Source organism: Rhodanobacter humi, from assembly GCF_041107455.1.
Classification (GTDB): Bacteria; Pseudomonadota; Gammaproteobacteria; order Xanthomonadales; family Rhodanobacteraceae; genus Rhodanobacter_A.
The window spans coordinates 2276956-2292656 of record NZ_JBGBPY010000001.1 but is presented as its reverse complement, the minus strand read 5'-3'; the positions used below and the strand labels follow the sequence as shown (position 1 = coordinate 2292656).

At 68.1% G+C, this 15701-nt stretch carries 9 protein-coding genes and 1 pseudogene; 8 read left to right on the top strand and 2 right to left on the bottom strand.

The genetic code is table 11. The features are described from left to right. Positions 1-73 precede the first annotated feature (73 nt). From bioB to bioC, 5 genes and pseudogenes are all read left to right on the top strand, one after another. On the top strand, positions 74-1117 hold the full coding sequence (bioB, locus tag AB7878_RS10040; RefSeq protein ID WP_369494230.1) for a biotin synthase BioB: 1044 nt from the start codon (positions 74-76) through the stop codon (positions 1115-1117). A gap of 159 nt (positions 1118-1276) precedes the next feature. Beyond that, the gene (gene bioF / locus AB7878_RS10035; RefSeq protein WP_369494229.1) at positions 1277-2569 is read left to right on the top strand and encodes an 8-amino-7-oxononanoate synthase; all 1293 of its coding nucleotides are present in this window, start codon (positions 1277-1279) and stop codon (positions 2567-2569) included. A 28-nt stretch (positions 2570-2597) separates the two neighbouring features. Next, positions 2598-3320: pseudogene (locus AB7878_RS10030) on the top strand (sulfurtransferase); the annotation flags it as partial. A gap of 161 nt (positions 3321-3481) precedes the next feature. Next, the gene (gene bioH / locus AB7878_RS10025) at positions 3482-4255 is read left to right on the top strand and encodes a pimeloyl-ACP methyl ester esterase BioH (protein WP_369494228.1); all 774 of its coding nucleotides are present in this window, start codon (positions 3482-3484) and stop codon (positions 4253-4255) included. Beyond that, positions 4248-5150 carry a malonyl-ACP O-methyltransferase BioC gene (bioC, locus tag AB7878_RS10020; protein ID WP_369494227.1) on the top strand — a complete coding sequence of 301 codons (903 nt, stop codon included), beginning with the start codon at positions 4248-4250 and terminating at the stop codon, positions 5148-5150. Before bioH ends, bioC begins: the two co-directional genes overlap by 8 nt. Before the next feature lie 857 nt (positions 5151-6007). Here bioC and rhtA read toward each other — a convergent pair. Further along, entirely contained in the window at positions 6008-6889 is an 882-nt protein-coding gene (rhtA, locus tag AB7878_RS10015; RefSeq protein WP_439653784.1) for a threonine/homoserine exporter RhtA, read from the bottom strand. 310 nt (positions 6890-7199) lie between these two features. Continuing rightward, positions 7200-8831 carry an alpha-glucosidase family protein gene (locus tag AB7878_RS10010; RefSeq protein ID WP_369494225.1) on the bottom strand — a complete coding sequence of 544 codons (1632 nt, stop codon included), beginning with the start codon at positions 8829-8831 and terminating at the stop codon, positions 7200-7202. A gap of 463 nt (positions 8832-9294) precedes the next feature. Between AB7878_RS10010 and AB7878_RS10005 the strand changes: the two genes are divergently transcribed. The 3 genes from AB7878_RS10005 (at position 9295) to AB7878_RS09995 (ending at position 15600) form a co-directional block, all read left to right on the top strand. Further along, positions 9295-12198 (top strand): TonB-dependent receptor, encoded by a 2904-nt coding sequence (locus AB7878_RS10005; protein ID WP_369494224.1) that lies wholly within the window; start codon positions 9295-9297, stop codon positions 12196-12198. A 283-nt stretch (positions 12199-12481) separates the two neighbouring features. Next, positions 12482-14011 carry a tryptophan halogenase family protein gene (locus AB7878_RS10000; RefSeq protein WP_369494223.1) on the top strand — a complete coding sequence of 510 codons (1530 nt, stop codon included), beginning with the start codon at positions 12482-12484 and terminating at the stop codon, positions 14009-14011. Positions 14012-14043: 32 nt separating this feature from the next. Next, a complete protein-coding gene (locus tag AB7878_RS09995; protein WP_369494222.1) occupies positions 14044-15600 on the top strand; it encodes an alpha-amylase family glycosyl hydrolase in 1557 nt (518 codons plus the stop codon). Positions 15601-15701: the final 101 nt, after the last annotated feature.

The window sequence follows — 15701 nt, the reverse complement described above, 5'->3', positions numbered from 1 at the left end:
GCCACTACACGCCAAGTTGACGCAGCATGCCGCACCGCCCACACTTCGCGGCCTCTGCCCCGGAGCCTCCCCCATGCCCGAAGCCCTGATCCACCACGACTGGACCCGCGACGAGGTCGCCGCGCTGTTCGCTTTGCCGTTCAACGAACTGCTGCACCGCGCGCACTGCGTGCACCGCGAACACCACGACGCGAACGCGGTGCAGGTATCCACCTTGCTCTCGATCAAGACCGGCGGCTGTCCCGAGGACTGCGCCTACTGCCCGCAGGCCGCGCGCTACGACACCGGCGTGGCGGCGCAGAAGCTGATGGAAGTGGACGCCGTGCTGGCGCGCGCGAAGGTCGCCAAGGCCGCAGGCGCCAGCCGCTTCTGCATGGGCGCGGCGTGGCGCGGACCGAAGGATCGCGACATCCCGAAGGTCGCCGAAATCGTGCGCGCGGTGAAGGATCTCGGCCTGGAAACCTGCGCCACGCTGGGCCTCTTGGGTGACGGCCACGCGCAGCAGCTCAAGGACGCGGGCCTCGACTACTACAACCACAACATCGACACCGCGCCGGAGTTCTACGGCGAAATCATCCACACCCGCGAATACCAGGACCGCCTGCAGACGCTGGAGCAGGTGCGCGATGCGGGCCTCAAGACCTGTTGCGGCGGCATCGTGGGCATGGGCGAGACGCGCGCGCAGCGCGCCGGCCTCTTGCAGGCACTGGCCAACCTGCCCGAACACCCGCAGTCGGTGCCGATCAACCAGCTGGTGCCAGTGCCGGGCACGCCGCTGGCCGATGCCGAGCCGCTCGATCCGTTCGAGTTCGTGCGCGCGATCGCGGTGGCGCGCATCCTGATGCCGCTGTCCATCGTGCGCCTCTCCGCCGGCCGCCAGCAGATGGACGACGCCGTGCAGGCGCTGTGCTTCCACGCCGGCGCCGGCTCGATCTTCTACGGCGAAAAACTGCTCACCACCGGCAACCCCGATACCGAGCACGATCGCGCGCTGTTCCGCCGGCTCGACCTGCATGCGATGGAGGTGGTGGAGGAAGCGGGCACGGTGCATGCGGACATCATGGAAGCCGCCGACGCAGGCTGCGGCAACGGTTGCGGCTGCAGCGCAGCGGCGTGAGCTTCTGACTCCCTCTCCCCCAAGCCCCGCTTGGGGGAGAGGGTTGGGGTGAGGGGGCGCATTTGCTCCCTCCCCAACGATGACTGACATGCCAAAGCCCCCCTCACCCCAACCCTCTCCCCCAACGACTTCGTCGTTGGGGGAGAGGGAGTAAAAGCCATGCCGATCACCCCTTCTCTCCACCAAGCCTCGAAGCTTGAATCCCCTCTCCCCCAAGCAACGATTGGGGGAGAGGGCCGGGGTGAGGGGGCCACTCTTGCCTCACGCCCCGACCTGCTCGAACGCCTGGCCATCCAGACGTTCGAACGCGATCAAGCCAACCTGCGCCGCCGCCTGCGCACCATCGAGCACGCGGAAGGCCCGTGGCTGGAGAGCGACGGCCGCCGCCTGCTCGGCTTCTGCAGCAACGATTACCTCGGGCTTTCGCAACACCCGCAGCTGATCGCCGCGCTGAAACGCGCCGCCGATGACGAAGGCGTGGGGAGCGGCTCGGCGCACCTGATCTGCGGCCATCGCCGCGAGCACGCGCAATTGGAAGAGGCCCTGGCCGAATGGACCGGGCGCGAGTGTGCGCTGCTGTTCTCCACCGGCTACATGGCGAACCTCGGCACGATGCAGGCGCTGCTGGCGCGCGGCGATCTCTGCGTGCAGGACAAGCTCAACCACGCCTGCCTGCTCGACGGCGCGCAGCTCGCCGGTGCCGAGTTGAAGCGCTACCCACATGCCGACATCGAAGCCGCCGCGCGCCAGTTGCGCAGCCGCCCGGATGCCGCCGCCCTGCTCGCCACCGACGGCGTGTTCAGCATGGACGGCGACGTGGCGCCCCTGGCCGCGCTCGCCGCACTGTGCGCGCGCGAACACGCCACGCTGATGGTGGACGATGCACACGGGCTCGGCGTGCTGGGGGACGATGGCGCCGGTAGCGTGCGCGCCGCTGGCTTGTCGCAGCGCGAAGCACCGGTGCTGATGGCCACGCTGGGCAAGGCACTGGGCTGCAGCGGCGCCTTCGTGGCTGGTTCCGCCGCGCTGATCGACGGCCTGCTGCAATTCGCGCGGCCGTACATCTACACCACCGCGATGCCGCCCGCGCTGGCCGCGGCAGCCTGCGCAGCGGTGGAGATCGCGCGCCACGAAAGCTGGCGCCGCGAGAAGCTGCAGGCCACGATCGCCCGCTTCCGCACCGGCGCGGCGCAACTCGGGCTACCGCTGATGGACTCGCCCAGCGCGATCCAGCCGCTGCTGCTGGGCGACGCACAGGTCGCGCTGGAAGCCGCGCAGGCGCTGGAACGACGCGGGCTGCTGGTCACCGCGATCCGTCCGCCCACGGTGCCGCAAGGCCGGGCGCGGCTGCGCATCACGCTCAGCGCGGCGCATACGGACGAGCACATCGACCGCCTGCTCGACGCGCTGGCTGCCTTGCCGAAACCGGCCGGCGCGGGCGGCCCCGTATAATGTCGAGTCGCTTCATCGCCTTGTCCCCATGAGTATCGTCAACCTCGCCGCCTACCGCTTCGTCGCGCTGGACGACCTGCCCGAGCTGCGCGAGCGCGTGCTCGAACGCGCCAGCGCGCTGGCGCTGAAGGGCACCGTGCTGCTGGCACCGGAAGGCATCAACCTGTTCCTCGCCGGTCCGCGCGAGGCAGTGGACGCGTTCATGGCGTGGCTGCGCGCGGACGCGCGTTTCGCGGGAATGGAGGCGAAAGAATCCCTCTCCGACGACGTGCCGTTCGGCCGACTGCGCGTGCGGCTGAAGAAGGAAATCATCACCATGCACCGGCCGACGATCCGCCCCGAAGGCGGCCGCGCGCCGGCGGTGGACGCGCCCACGCTGCAACGCTGGCTGGACCAGGGCCACGACGACGACGGCCGCGAAGTGCTGCTGCTGGACACCCGCAACGACTACGAGATCGAAGTCGGCAAGTTCACGCAGGCAGTGGACTACCGCCTCGCCAGCTTCACCGGGTTTCCCGCCGCCGTGGCCGCCGACCGTGCGCGCTACGCGGGCAAGACCGTGGTGTCGTACTGCACCGGCGGCATTCGTTGCGAGAAGGCCGCGCTGCACATGCAGGCGCTCGGCATCGAGCGCGTGCACCAGCTCGAAGGCGGGATACTCAAGTACCTCGAACTCACCGATGGCGCGCATTGGCAGGGGGACTGCTTCGTGTTCGACGGGCGTGGGGCGGTGGATGCAAACCTGCTCCCCACAACCATCTCCCCTCTCCCGCTTGCGGGAGAGGGGTTGGGGGAGAAGGCAGGCTCTTGCGAGAAACCAACACCAGAGCCCGCTCTGGGCAACGCCTCTGCAAGCCCCGCCCCCTCTCCCACCCCTTCGGGGCACCCTCTCCCCGCAGGGGAGAGGGGATCATGAGCCTATACATCGAAAAGGCGGGCCGCGGCCCGATCCCGCTGGTGCTGCTGCACGGCTGGGCGATGCATGGCGGCGTGCTGGCGCCCTTGGTCGACGCACTGGCGGATCGCTGCACGATGCACGTGGTGGACCTGCCCGGCCACGGCTGGTCGCGCGACTGCGGCCTGCCGCTGGAGCCTTCCGCCTGCGCCGCGGCGATCGCGCAAGCCACGCCGCCGGCGCTGTGGCTGGGCTGGTCGCTGGGCGGGCTGATCGCGCTCACTGCCGCGCTGGAACAACCGCAGCAGGTGCGCGGCCTCGCCATGCTGTGCGCGACGCCGCGCTTCGTGCGCGACGACAGCTGGCCCTGGGGCAGCGACGCGACGCTGGTGCACCAGCTCGCACTGGATCTGGAAACCGATTACCACACCACCATCGATCGCTTCCTTGCGCTCGAGGCGATGGGCAGTGCCGATCCGCGCGCCGAACTGCGTCGCCTGCGCGAGCTCGCCTTCGCCCGCGGCGAGCCCGAGTTGCGCGTGCTGCAGGAAGGCATCCGCATCCTGGAAACCCGCGACCTGCGCGCGCAGTTGCCGTCGCTGCGGCAACCGAGTGCCTGGATCGCCGGCCGTCGCGACCGCCTGGTGCATCCGCAGGCGATGGAGTGGTCGGCACAGCAGGCACACGGCCGCTACGCGCAGATCGAGCACGCCGGCCACGCGCCGTTCTTCGCCCACGCCGACGAGGTCGCGCAGGCGCTGCAACCCTTGCTGGACAGTTTCGATGAATGAGTTCCACCTCGACCGCGCCCAGGTGCGTCGCAACTTCGGCCGCGCCGCGCGCAGCTACGAACAGCACGATGCCTTGCAGCGCGAAGTGCAAGGCCAGTTGCTCGACCGGCTCACCTTCTACGACGAATCCCCGGACCGCAAAGGGCTGCTCCCCGAGCGCGTGCTCGACGTGGGCGCCGGCACCGGCCGCGGCACCGCGCAGCTGAAACAGCGCTATCCGAAGGCCGAGGTGGTCGCGGTCGACCTCGCGCTGCCGATGCTGCGCGCGGCGAAGGCGCACAGCGGCTGGCTGAAGCCGTTCCGCCGCGTCTGCGCCGAGGCCACGGCGCTGCCCTTCCCCGACCACAGCGTGGACCTGCTGCACTCCAACCTGTGCTTCCAGTGGATCGACGACCTCGCCGCGCTGTTCGGCGAATGCGCGCGCGTGCTGAAGCCCGGCGGTCTGCTCGCGTTCTCCACCTTCGGCCCCGACACGCTGAAGGAGCTGCGCGCGGCCTGGGCCGCGGTGGACGGCCATTCCCATGTCAGCCGCTTTCTCGACATGCACGACATCGGCGACGCGATGCTCAACGCCGGCCTGCGCGACCCGGTGCTGGACGTGGAACGCTACACGCTCACCTACAGTGAGCCGCGCAAGCTGCTGGAAGAGCTGCGCGGGCTGGGCGCCACCCACGCCGACGCTGCGCGCGAACGCCACCTCACCGGCAAGTCGCACTACCGCGCCATGCTCACAGCGTACGAGTCGATGCGCACGGACGGCCGCATCCCCGCCACCTGGGAAGTGGTGACCGCGCACGCCTGGGGCCCGCCGCCGGGCCAGTCGCGACGCCTGCCCGGCGGCGGCGAAATGGCGAGCTTCTCGCTCAGCAGCCTGAAGGGGTCGCGGCGGCGCTGAGGCGCTTTTCTCCCTCTCCTCTTCGGGACGCGGGAAAGGGCCATGGATGGCCCTGCCTTGAGGAGCGACGAAGAGGGTCGGGGTGAGGGCGGGTGCTCGCCGCGGAGTGGCTAATTTCTTTTGACGAGGTGAACTCGTCGCAAGCGACAAAGCGGTTTCGTCCACCTGCCGGTGGCCGAGTTCCTTTCTCTTTGCGTGCCCAAAGAGAAAGGAACCAAAGAGAAACGGCACCCCGATGGCGCGCCCTCCGGGCATCCTGCCCTGCGGGTGCGCGGGCGGGTTACGGGGTTTTCCGACGGCACATCCCTGTACCGGCGGAAAACTGGCCCGCATCCTTGCGGGCCATCCTGCGGACTTTCCTGCACCCGCCCGCCGCGCCATAGGGGCCCCGGGTAGAGCAGCGCGCTCCTGCGCGCACTTCTTGAAAAGCCAAGGCAAAAGCGCCGCGCGCCGCACGGCGCTCCGCTGTTGCTGTTGACGTTGACGTTGACGTTGCTATTGACGTTGCTTCTGGCGCGCACGATGCGCGCCAGCTTTTCCGGGCCCCCTCGGCGGCGGTGAGCTGTGGACGATCAGGCCGCGCAGCGGGCGAGCCCACGGATGGGCTCGCCTTTTCGCGCGGGCAGGAGCCCGCTCGAAAAGCCCGGCCACGGCTCACGGACTTTCCGCCCAGGGATGGGCGGAAAGCGCCGCCGCGGGGTGGCCTTCTCTTTTGGTTACTTTTCTCTTGACCACGCAAGAGAAAAGTAACTCGGGCCGCGACAGCGGCACGAAACCGCTTTGAAACTTGCATCAGCGCGCAAAAGACCAAGCCAAAAAAATCCAAGACGAGCGCAGCCGCGCTCCAACCCGTGCGCTCAATTCACCAGCGGCTCCGCCACCGGCTTGCGCACGCTGAGCGCGGTTCCCGCCGCGGCCACGATGATCGCCGCAATCGCCAACCACTGCAGCAGGCTCAAGTGCTCGCCGAGCAGGGCCACGCCGGCCAGCGCGGCGATAGCCGGTTCCAGGCTCAGCAAGGTGCCGAAGCTGCGCGTCGGCAGGCGGGTCAGCGCCACCATCTCCAGCGAGTACGGCAGGGCGGAACTGAGCACGGCTACGCCCAGCGCGAACGGCAGCAGCGCGGGGTTGAACAGCGCGCTGCCGGCATGCACCACGCCAACCGGGATCGCCACCAGCGCCGCGATGGAAGTGCCCCAGGTCACCGCGTCGCCACCGTGCGCGCTGCCGGCGCGCTGGCCCAGCACGATGTAGCACGCCCAGCCCACGCCCGCGGCCAGCGCGTACAGCACGCCGACCGGATCGAGCGCATGCGCCTGCGTGCGCAGCGGCAGCAGCAGGAGCAGGCCCGCCACCACCAGCGCGATCCAGATGAAGTCCTGCAGCCGGCGCGAGCCGAACAGGGCCAGCGCCAGCGGTCCGGTGAACTCCAGCGCCACCGCGATGCCCAGCGGGATCGTGCGCAGCGACATGTAGAACACCAGGTTCATCACGCCGATCGACAGGCCGTAGCCCCACAGCGCGCGCAGGTCGCGGCCGCGCTGCCAGGTGCGCCAGGGTCGCCGCACCAGCAGCAGGATCAGCGCGCCCAGGCCCAGCCGGCAGGCGGTGGCGCCCTGCGCGCCGATCGCGGGAAACAGCTGCTTGGCCAGCGCGGCGCCGAACTGGTACGAGCTCATGCTGATCAGCAGCATGCCGACCGCGAGCAGCACGGAAGCGCGGGAGGTGTGCGCGGACACGGGCGATGACCGGAGGGGAGGGGCCGCCATGATGCCTGCGCCCGCGCGCAATGCCCATCCCGGCACCTGACTCGATGACGTTCAGCAGAAAATTCCGTTCGCGCTGAGCGTCGCTTGCGATAGCAAGCGGAGTCGAAGCGCTCGCCGGTGATCACCCTTCGACTTCGGCCCTTCGGGCCTACGCTCAGGGCGAACGGTGAGGGTACGCGCTGAGCTTTGTCGCTAATCAAGTTCAGGCGTGTGGCTTCAAGACGGAAGCACCCCACCCCGACCCTCCCCTGCACGCAGGAGAGGGAGTCGAATCGGCAACCTAGATCACCCGCGCGAACAGGCTGCCGTTGGCAGGCAGGCGCAGGCGCTCGTCGGCCAGCGTGCCGGCCAGCAGGCCGTGGCCTTCGAGCGGTCGCAGCTCCCCGGGCAGCGGCAGCGCGAATTCCACCGGCGCGGCGGAGAGGTTGAACACGACCAGCACGCGCTCCCCGCCGAGTTCGCGCACGAAGGCCAGCACCGGCTCGGGGGTGTCGAGGAAGCGGATCGCGCCGTGGCGCAGCGCGGGCTGGGTGCGGCGCCAGTGCATGAAGCGGCGGTAGCCGTTGAGTGCGGAGGCGGGATCGGCCTGCTGGCGCGCCACGTTCAGCGCGCGATGCTCGGGCGGCACCGGCAGCCACGGCACGGCGCCGCTGAAGCCGGCATGCTCGCCGTCGCCCCACGGCATCGGCGTGCGGCAGCCGTCGCGCCCCTTGAACTCGGGCCAGAAGGCGATGCCGTAGGGATCGCGCAGCGCCTCGTAGGGCAGCTCGGCCTCGGTCAAACCCAGCTCCTCGCCCTGGTACACGCAGACCGAACCGCGCAGCGAGCAGACCAGCGCGGTGAGCTGGTTCGCCATCGCGGCGGACGCATGGCCATTGCCCCGCAACTGACTACCCCAGCGGCTGAGCACGCGCTCCACGTCGTGGTTGGAGATCGCCCAGCACGGCCAGCCCTCGGTCATCTTCGCCTCCTGCGCGCGCACGGTGTCGCGGATGTAGGCGGCACTGAAGTCGTCGGTGAGCAGTTCGAAGCTGTAGCCCATGTGCAGGCGATGGCCGCTGGTGTACTCGGCCATGGTGGCCAGCGAATCCTCCGAGGAGATCTCGCCCAGCGTGGCGCTGCCGGGGTAGCGGTCCATCAATGCGCGCAGCTCTTCCAGAAACGCGAGGTTCTCCGGCTGCGTGTTGTTGTACCAGTGGTACTGGAACGCGTAGGGGTTGTCGGCGCTGAAGCCGCGACCGGTGCGCTCGGCCTTCGGCTTGGCCGGATTGTCGCGCAGCAACGCGTCGTGGAAACAGAAGTTGATCGAGTCCAGCCGGAAGCCGTCCACGCCGCGGTCCAGCCAGAAGCGCAGGTTGTCCAGCACCGCCGCGCGCACGGCCGGGTGGTGGAAGTTGAGGTCGGGCTGGCCGGCAAGGAAGTTGTGCAGGTAATACTGGCCGCGCCGCGGCTCCCACCGCCACGCGCTGCCGCCGAAGATCGACAGCCAGTTGTTCGGCGGCGTGCCGTCCTCGTTGGCGTTGGCCCACACGTACCAGTCCGCCCTCGGGTTGTCGCGGCTCTGCCGGCTTTCGCGGAACCAGGCGTGCTCGTCCGAGGTGTGGCTGAGCACCTGGTCGATCATCACCTTGAGGCCGCGCGCATGCGCCTCGGCCAGCAGGCGATCGAAATCGGCGAGCGTGCCGAACAGCGGATCGACGTCGCAGGGATCGGCGATGTCGTAGCCGAAGTCCGCCATCGGCGAGCGGAAGAACGGCGCGATCCAGATCGCGTCCACGCCCAGTCCGGCCACGTAGTCGAGCCGCTCGATGATGCCGGGCAGGTCGCCCACGCCGTCGCCGTCGGTGTCGAGGAAGCTGCGCGGGTAGATCTGGTAGATGACGGCTCCGCGCCACCATGGTGTGTCGGTCATTGCTTGCCCCATGACGTGAAACAGACGGCGCTACGGGCTGCCTGTCGTCGAACGGCAGCCAGCTTAGTGGCAGGGCATGGCGATACCGCACAGTGCTGCATACGTATTCATGGATGCTGCAGTCGCGTCATGCGTTTGCAACAAATGGACGTCCAAACGATTTGACGCCAGCGTTGCCGCCACGCGCCGATGCAGGCGCACCGCGACTTCGCGCGTCACGCGGCGCGGTGTGCCGAGTCGCGCCGCCACGCATTGTTGCGCCGCAGCGAAGGCGCGGGCACCGCGCCATGAATACGTATGCACGAATCGTTCGCGCCGAAAACGCCGGCCTAACATGCAATCACGCGACGGGGCGCGCAGATGCAAGCCGGCTGCCTACGACCACCGTCGATGGAATCGCCGGAAGGTTCACGCCGCGACAACGACAGACACCGACCATTTCGTGGGGAGACGAGACATGTTGATGAAACACAAGCTGCTGGCCATGGCGATCGCGTCGGCTTGCTTCGGCACCTGTGCCGTGGCCAATGCCGCCACCGCGCCGGCGCCCGCCGCGCAGCAGCAGGACAGCCAGCAGAGCACAGGCAACGACCAGTCCGCCGACGCGAACGCCAAGTCCGCGCGCGACAAGAAGGACAAGGCGAAGCAGATGCAGGCCGTGCAGGTGAACGGCTTCATCAGCTCGATCGAGAACGCCACCGCGCTGAAAAAGAACGCCAGCACCATCGTCGAGGCGATTTCGGCCGAACAGGTCGGCAAGCTGCCGGGCGTCTCCATCGCCGACGCGCTGGGCCGCCTGCCCGGCCTCGCCGTGCAGACCGTGGACGGTCGCCCGCAGGTGCTGACCATCCACGGCCTCGGCCCCGACTTCTCCACCGCGCTGGTCAATGGCGGCCAGCAGGTCAGCACGAACAACAACCGCGACGTGGCATTCGACCAGTACCCGTCGAGCTGGTTCGACAACGTGGTGGTGCACATGAGCCCGCAGGCCGACCTGATCGGCCAGGGCCTGGCCGGCACCGTCGACATGCACACGATCCGCCCGCTGGAAAAGAACGGCATGGAAGCGGCGGTCAACGCCAAGTACATCTGGAACAGCATGTCCGAGCTGGCGCCGGGCAAGGGCGTCAGCAACAAGGGCCGCAACCTCAATGGCGTGTGGGTGGACCAGTTCCTCAACCACACCCTGGGCGTGACCCTGGGCGTGGACCTGGAAGACAACCCCTCGCAGATCCAGCATCAGGCGCCGTGGGGCTACCCCACCGACAACAACGGCAACCTCGTGGTCGGCGGCTCGAAGAACTACGGCATCACCGATTCGCTGAAGCGCAACGGCGTTCTGGCCACCGTGCAGTGGCAGCCGAACGAGTTCTACACCGGCACCGTCGACCTCACCTACGACAACTACAAGGAAACCCAGCAGGCCAAGGGCATGGAACTGCCGCTGTGGTGGGGCGGCGCGCCGCTCGCCTCGGCCACGCCGGTCAACGGGTTTGACGCCAGCGGCGTCTACACCGGGGTGTCGCCGGTGATCCGCAACGACTACAACAGCACCAGCGCCCGGGTCTACAACTTCAACTGGGACAACAAGTTCACGATCAACGAGAACTGGTCGGTGGACGTCGACGCGAACTACTCGCGCGCCACCCGCAAGGACGTGGACCTGGAAAGCTACTCGGGCTTCGGCTTCAACAAGAGCGGCCCTACCGACACCATCGGCTTCAACGAACTCGGCAACGGTCTGCTGTACGTCAACCCGTCGCTGGACAACACCCAGGGCGTGATGCTGACCGACCCGCAGGGCTGGGGCGGCGGCAGCGACGTGGTGCAGGCCGGCTTCATCAACGCGCCGCGCACCGTCGACTACCTCGCCAACGTGCGCCTCTCGGTGGAGCGCAGCTTCGCCAGCGGCCCGTTCTCCAGCCTGGAGTTCGGCGTGAGCAACAGCCGCCGCAACAAGACCTACAACATCGACCAGGCCTTCCTGACCCTGGGTGGCGGCACCATCAGCGGCGGCAACGCCATCACCAGCGCGCCGATCCAGGGCGGCAGCAGCTGCGATCCGCTGTCGTTCATGGGCATTGGCCCGCAGATTTGCTACAACCCGTTCGCCCTGATCGACAACGGCAGCCTGGTGAACGTGCCCACGTTCGGTTCCAACACCGGCACGCCGCCGAACTGGCGAACGCATGAGAACGTGTTCACGCCGTACTTCCAGTTCAACATCGACACCAACCTCGGCGGTGTCAGCCTGCGCGGCAACTTCGGCATGCAGGTGCAGCACACCGCGCAGAGTGCGACCGGCGAGCGCGTGGCGCCCGGCAGCGCCATCACCGGTACCGGGTTCGACCTGATCCCGGTGCGCGGCAGCACCAGCTACACCCGCTACCTGCCCAGCGCGAACCTGATCTTCGGTTTCACCGACAACGACGACCTGCGCGTCAGCGCGGCCCGCACCTTGTCGCGTCCGCGCATGGACCAGATGAATCCCAGCCTCGGGATTAGCGGCAACATCAATCACCTGCCGAACACCGACCCGAACCAGGCCTATTTCAGCGCCAGTGGCGGCAACGCCAAACTGCAGCCGACCATGGCCGACAACTTCAACGTCAGCTACGAGCACTACTTCTCCGGTCCGCTCACCGGCGGCTACCAGTGCAACTCGGCTGACCAGAAGAACTCCGACCTGTGCCGCAGCGGTGGCGGTGGCGGCTACTTCTCGGTGTCGGGCTACTTCATCGGCCTGCACGACTACATCAACCCGAGCTCGTCGTACCTGTACAACTTCGCGCCGTTCATGCCGTTCCTGCTGAAGCCGGCACAGGTGGCCCAACTGGGCACCACTTACGGCATCATGACTAGTCCGACCAACGATGGCCGCGGTTACGTGAAGGGCCTGCAGGGCACCTTGAACCTGCCGTTCAACCTGCTCACCCCAGTGCTCGACGGCTTCGGCACCATCCTCAGCGTTAACCGCACCAAGAGCTCGCTGGTGTACCCGGGCAACGCCACGCCGATCACCGTGCCGGGCCTGTCGAAGTGGGTCGCCAATGGCACGATCTACTACCAGCACAACGGCTTCGAGGCGCGCATCAGCGACAGCTACCGCTCCAGCTTCCTGGGCGAGGTGTCCGGCATCAGCGCCACGCGCATCGAGCAGACGCTGAAGGGCGGCAGCACCTACGACGCCCAGGTGAGCTACACGTTCGAGAGCGGCCGCTTCAAGGGCCTGACCTTGATCGCGACGGGCGCCAACCTGTCGAACAAGATCTTCACCACGTTCCAGAACAACGACCCGCGCCAGGTGCAGACCTGGGAACGCTACGGCCGCACCTACTCGATCGGCGCCTCGTACAAGTTCCAGTAAGCGGTCGCACCTAAAGTTCCAGGTAACTCCCCGTGCCCCGCTGCGTGCAAACCAGCGGGGACTTTTTTTCATGACGCCGGTGCGATGATGGAACGCGCATGGGCAAGCGAGGAGCCTGTCGGGCTTTGATGGTCGAGGCGAGAGTCCGACTGTGTGAGGACAGATTTTCGACAATTCGCCGCCCCATAGTGGTTCTATGGGGCAAGAAATGGCGGAAATATGGGCCACACAGCCGGATTCGCAGACCGGCCAATCAAAGTCCGACAGGCTTCCAGGAGCCGGCATGGGTGACGACATCGACGACGCACGCATCCGCCGCCTGGTGATCGTGGGCGGCGGCACCGCAGGTTGGCTCACGGCCGCCCTGCTCGCCCGCGCGCTGGGTTCGCAGCTCAAGATCACGCTGGTGGAATCGGCCGAGATCGGCACCGTCGGCGTGGGCGAGGCGACGATCCCGCAGATCCTGCACGTCAACCGCTTCCTCGGCATCGACGAGGACGACATGCTGCGTGCCGTGCACGGCACGTTCAAGCTCGGCGTGCAGCTCAACGATTTCACCCGCGTGGGCGAGTCCTACCTCCACGCGTTCGGCGACCTCGGCCTGCCGCTGGGGCTGACGCCGTTCCACCACTACTGGCTGCGCAGCCGCGGCCGCCCCGGCGCACACGGCCTGTGGGCGCATTCGCTGAACGCCGCCGCGGCCGCCCAGAACCGCTTCGCGCGGCTGGACAAGGTGCCGAACAGCCCGCTGGGCGGCATCCGCTACGCCTACCATTTCGATGCCTCGCTGTACGGCCAGTACCTGCGCAAGCACATCGCGCCCGGCATCGTCGAACGCATCGAGGGCAAGATCGTCGACGTGCGCCTGCACGCCGAGGACGGCCACATCGAGTCGCTGCTGCTGGACAACGGCAGCACGGTCGAGGGCGACTTCTTCATCGACTGCTCCGGCTTCCGCGGCCTGCTGATCGAGGGCGCGCTGAAGACCGGCTACGAGAACTGGCAGCATTGGCTGCCCTGCGACCGCGCGCTAGCGGTGGGCAGCGCGCCGGGCGGCCCGATGCGGCCGTACACCCAGGCCTTGGCGCGCACCGCGGGTTGGCAGTGGCGCATCCCGTTGCAGACCCGCACCGGCAACGGCCACGTGTACTGCAGCCGCTTCATCAGCGACGACGAGGCCGCGGCGCAATTGCTGGGCACGCTCGAAACCGAGCCGCTGGGCGATCCGCGCCCGCTGCGCTTCGTCACCGGCATGCGCAAGCTGGCGTGGAACCGCAACTGCCTCGCGCTGGGCCTGGCTGCAGGCTTCATGGAGCCGCTGGAATCGACCAGCATCCACCTGGTGCAGTCGGGCGTGAACCGCCTGCTGGCGATGTTCCCCGACCGCCACTGCGACCCGAAACTGATCGACGAGTACAACCGCCAGACCCGCTTCGAGTACGAGCGCGTGCGCGACTTCCTGATCCTGCACTACAAGGCCACCGAGCGCACCGATACGCCGTTCTGGCGCCAGTGCGGCGCGATGGAGATACCGCCGGAGCTGGCACGGCGCATCGAGCTGTTCCGGCGCACCGGCATGATCTTCCGCGAGGGCGAGGAGCTGTTCGCCGAAACCGGCTGGCTGCAGGTGCTGCTGGGCCAGCGCATCGAGCCGGCGCGCCATCACCCGCTGGCCGACGAACTGAGCGACCAGCAACTCGACCACTTCCTCGCCGACGTGCGCACCCTGGTCGGCCGCGCCGTGGCCACGCTGCCACCGCACCACGAGTTCGTGGCGCGCCATTGCGGCATGCCCGCGCCCGCCGAGGTCTGACGCAGGCCGACGACTGCCATGACGGAGACTCCATGAAAACCCCGCTCCACCTTGCGCTCATGCTCTCCGCCGCCATGCTGCTGCCGGCCGCGCCCGCACCGGCCGCCACGCCCGCCTCCGCCGGGACGACGCAGGCGCCCTCCGACGTGTACTACGAGATCTTCGTGCGCAGCTGGTACGACAGCGACGGCGACGGCACCGGCGATCTCAACGGCGTCACCGCCAAGCTCGACTACCTGAAGTCGCTGGGCGTGGACGGCATCTGGCTGATGCCGATCAACCCCTCGCCCAGCTACCACGGCTACGACATCACCGACTACGAGGCGATCAACCCGCAGTACGGCACGATGGCCGACTTCGAGCGCCTGCTGCGCGAAGCGCACCAGCGCGGCATCAAGGTGGTGCTGGATCTCGTCATCAACCACACCAGCGACGAGTCGCCGTGGTTCAAGGCCGCGCAGGATCCGCACAGCCCGTATCGCCATTGGTACGAATGGGCCACGCCCACCACCGACCTCAAGGCGATCAGCGCCACCGGTGGCCCGCTGTGGCATGCCACGCCCGATGGTGACCACTACCTCGGCGTATTCGTGGCGCAGATGCCCGATCTCGACTACGACACCCCAGCGGTGCGCGCCGAGATGATCAAGGTGGGCCGATTCTGGCTGGACAAGGGCGTGGACGGCTTCCGCCTCGATGCCGCCCAGCACATCTACGACGACCGCGAAACCGACGCGGACAACCCGGTCGCGCTGAAGAAGAACCTCGCGTGGTGGCGCGAATTCCACCAGGGCATCGACGTCTCCAACCCGCATGCCTGGCTGGTCGGTGAAGTGGCAAGGCAGAACCCGGACGACCTTACGCCGTGGATGGGCGCGCTGGATGCGGTATTCGATTTCCCGCTCGCCATCCGGCTGGTCGACAGCGCGAAGGAGGAACGCGACCGCGACATCGGCGCCACGCTGGAACGCATGAGCGCCGCCTACCGCGCCGCTGCGCACGGCCGCTACGACAACGCACCGTTCCTGTCCAACCACGACCAGGAACGCGTGATGAGCCAGCTGGCCAACAATCCCGAACACATGCGCACCGCCGCCGCGATGCTGCTCACCCTGCCCGGCCACCCCTTCATCTACTACGGCGAGGAACTGGGCATGCGCGGCGAGAAGCCCGACCCGCAGCTGCGCGAACCGATGCGCTGGTACCGCGCCGGCAAGGGTCCGGGCGAGACCACGTGGGAAGGCTGGAGCGCGGGCGACGGCCCCGCCGTGACGGTCGAGGCCCAGCAGGCCGATCCCGCCTCGCTGCTGAACTGGTACCGCATGCTGATCCAGTGGCGCAAGGACATTCCCGCGCTGCGCGACGGCGTGCTGCACAACTGGCGCGACGCCGACCTGCAGGTGGCCGCGTGGGAACTGGACGACCCGCACGGCGACGTGCTGGTGCTGCACAACCTGTCGGGCAAACCGCAGACGGTGAAGCTGCCCGCGCAACGCTTCCGCAGCCTGCTGAAGCACAGCCGACCCGGCACCGCGGTCGCCGACGGCCGGCTGCAGCTGCCGGCCTACGGCAGCGCGATCCTGCACTGAGGATGGCTGGCGCCATTCGCAGGAGCGGCTGTAGGAGCGGCTTCAGCCGCGATTCCCTGCCACCCCAGTCGCGGCTGAAGCCGCTCCTACAGTCGCAAGAA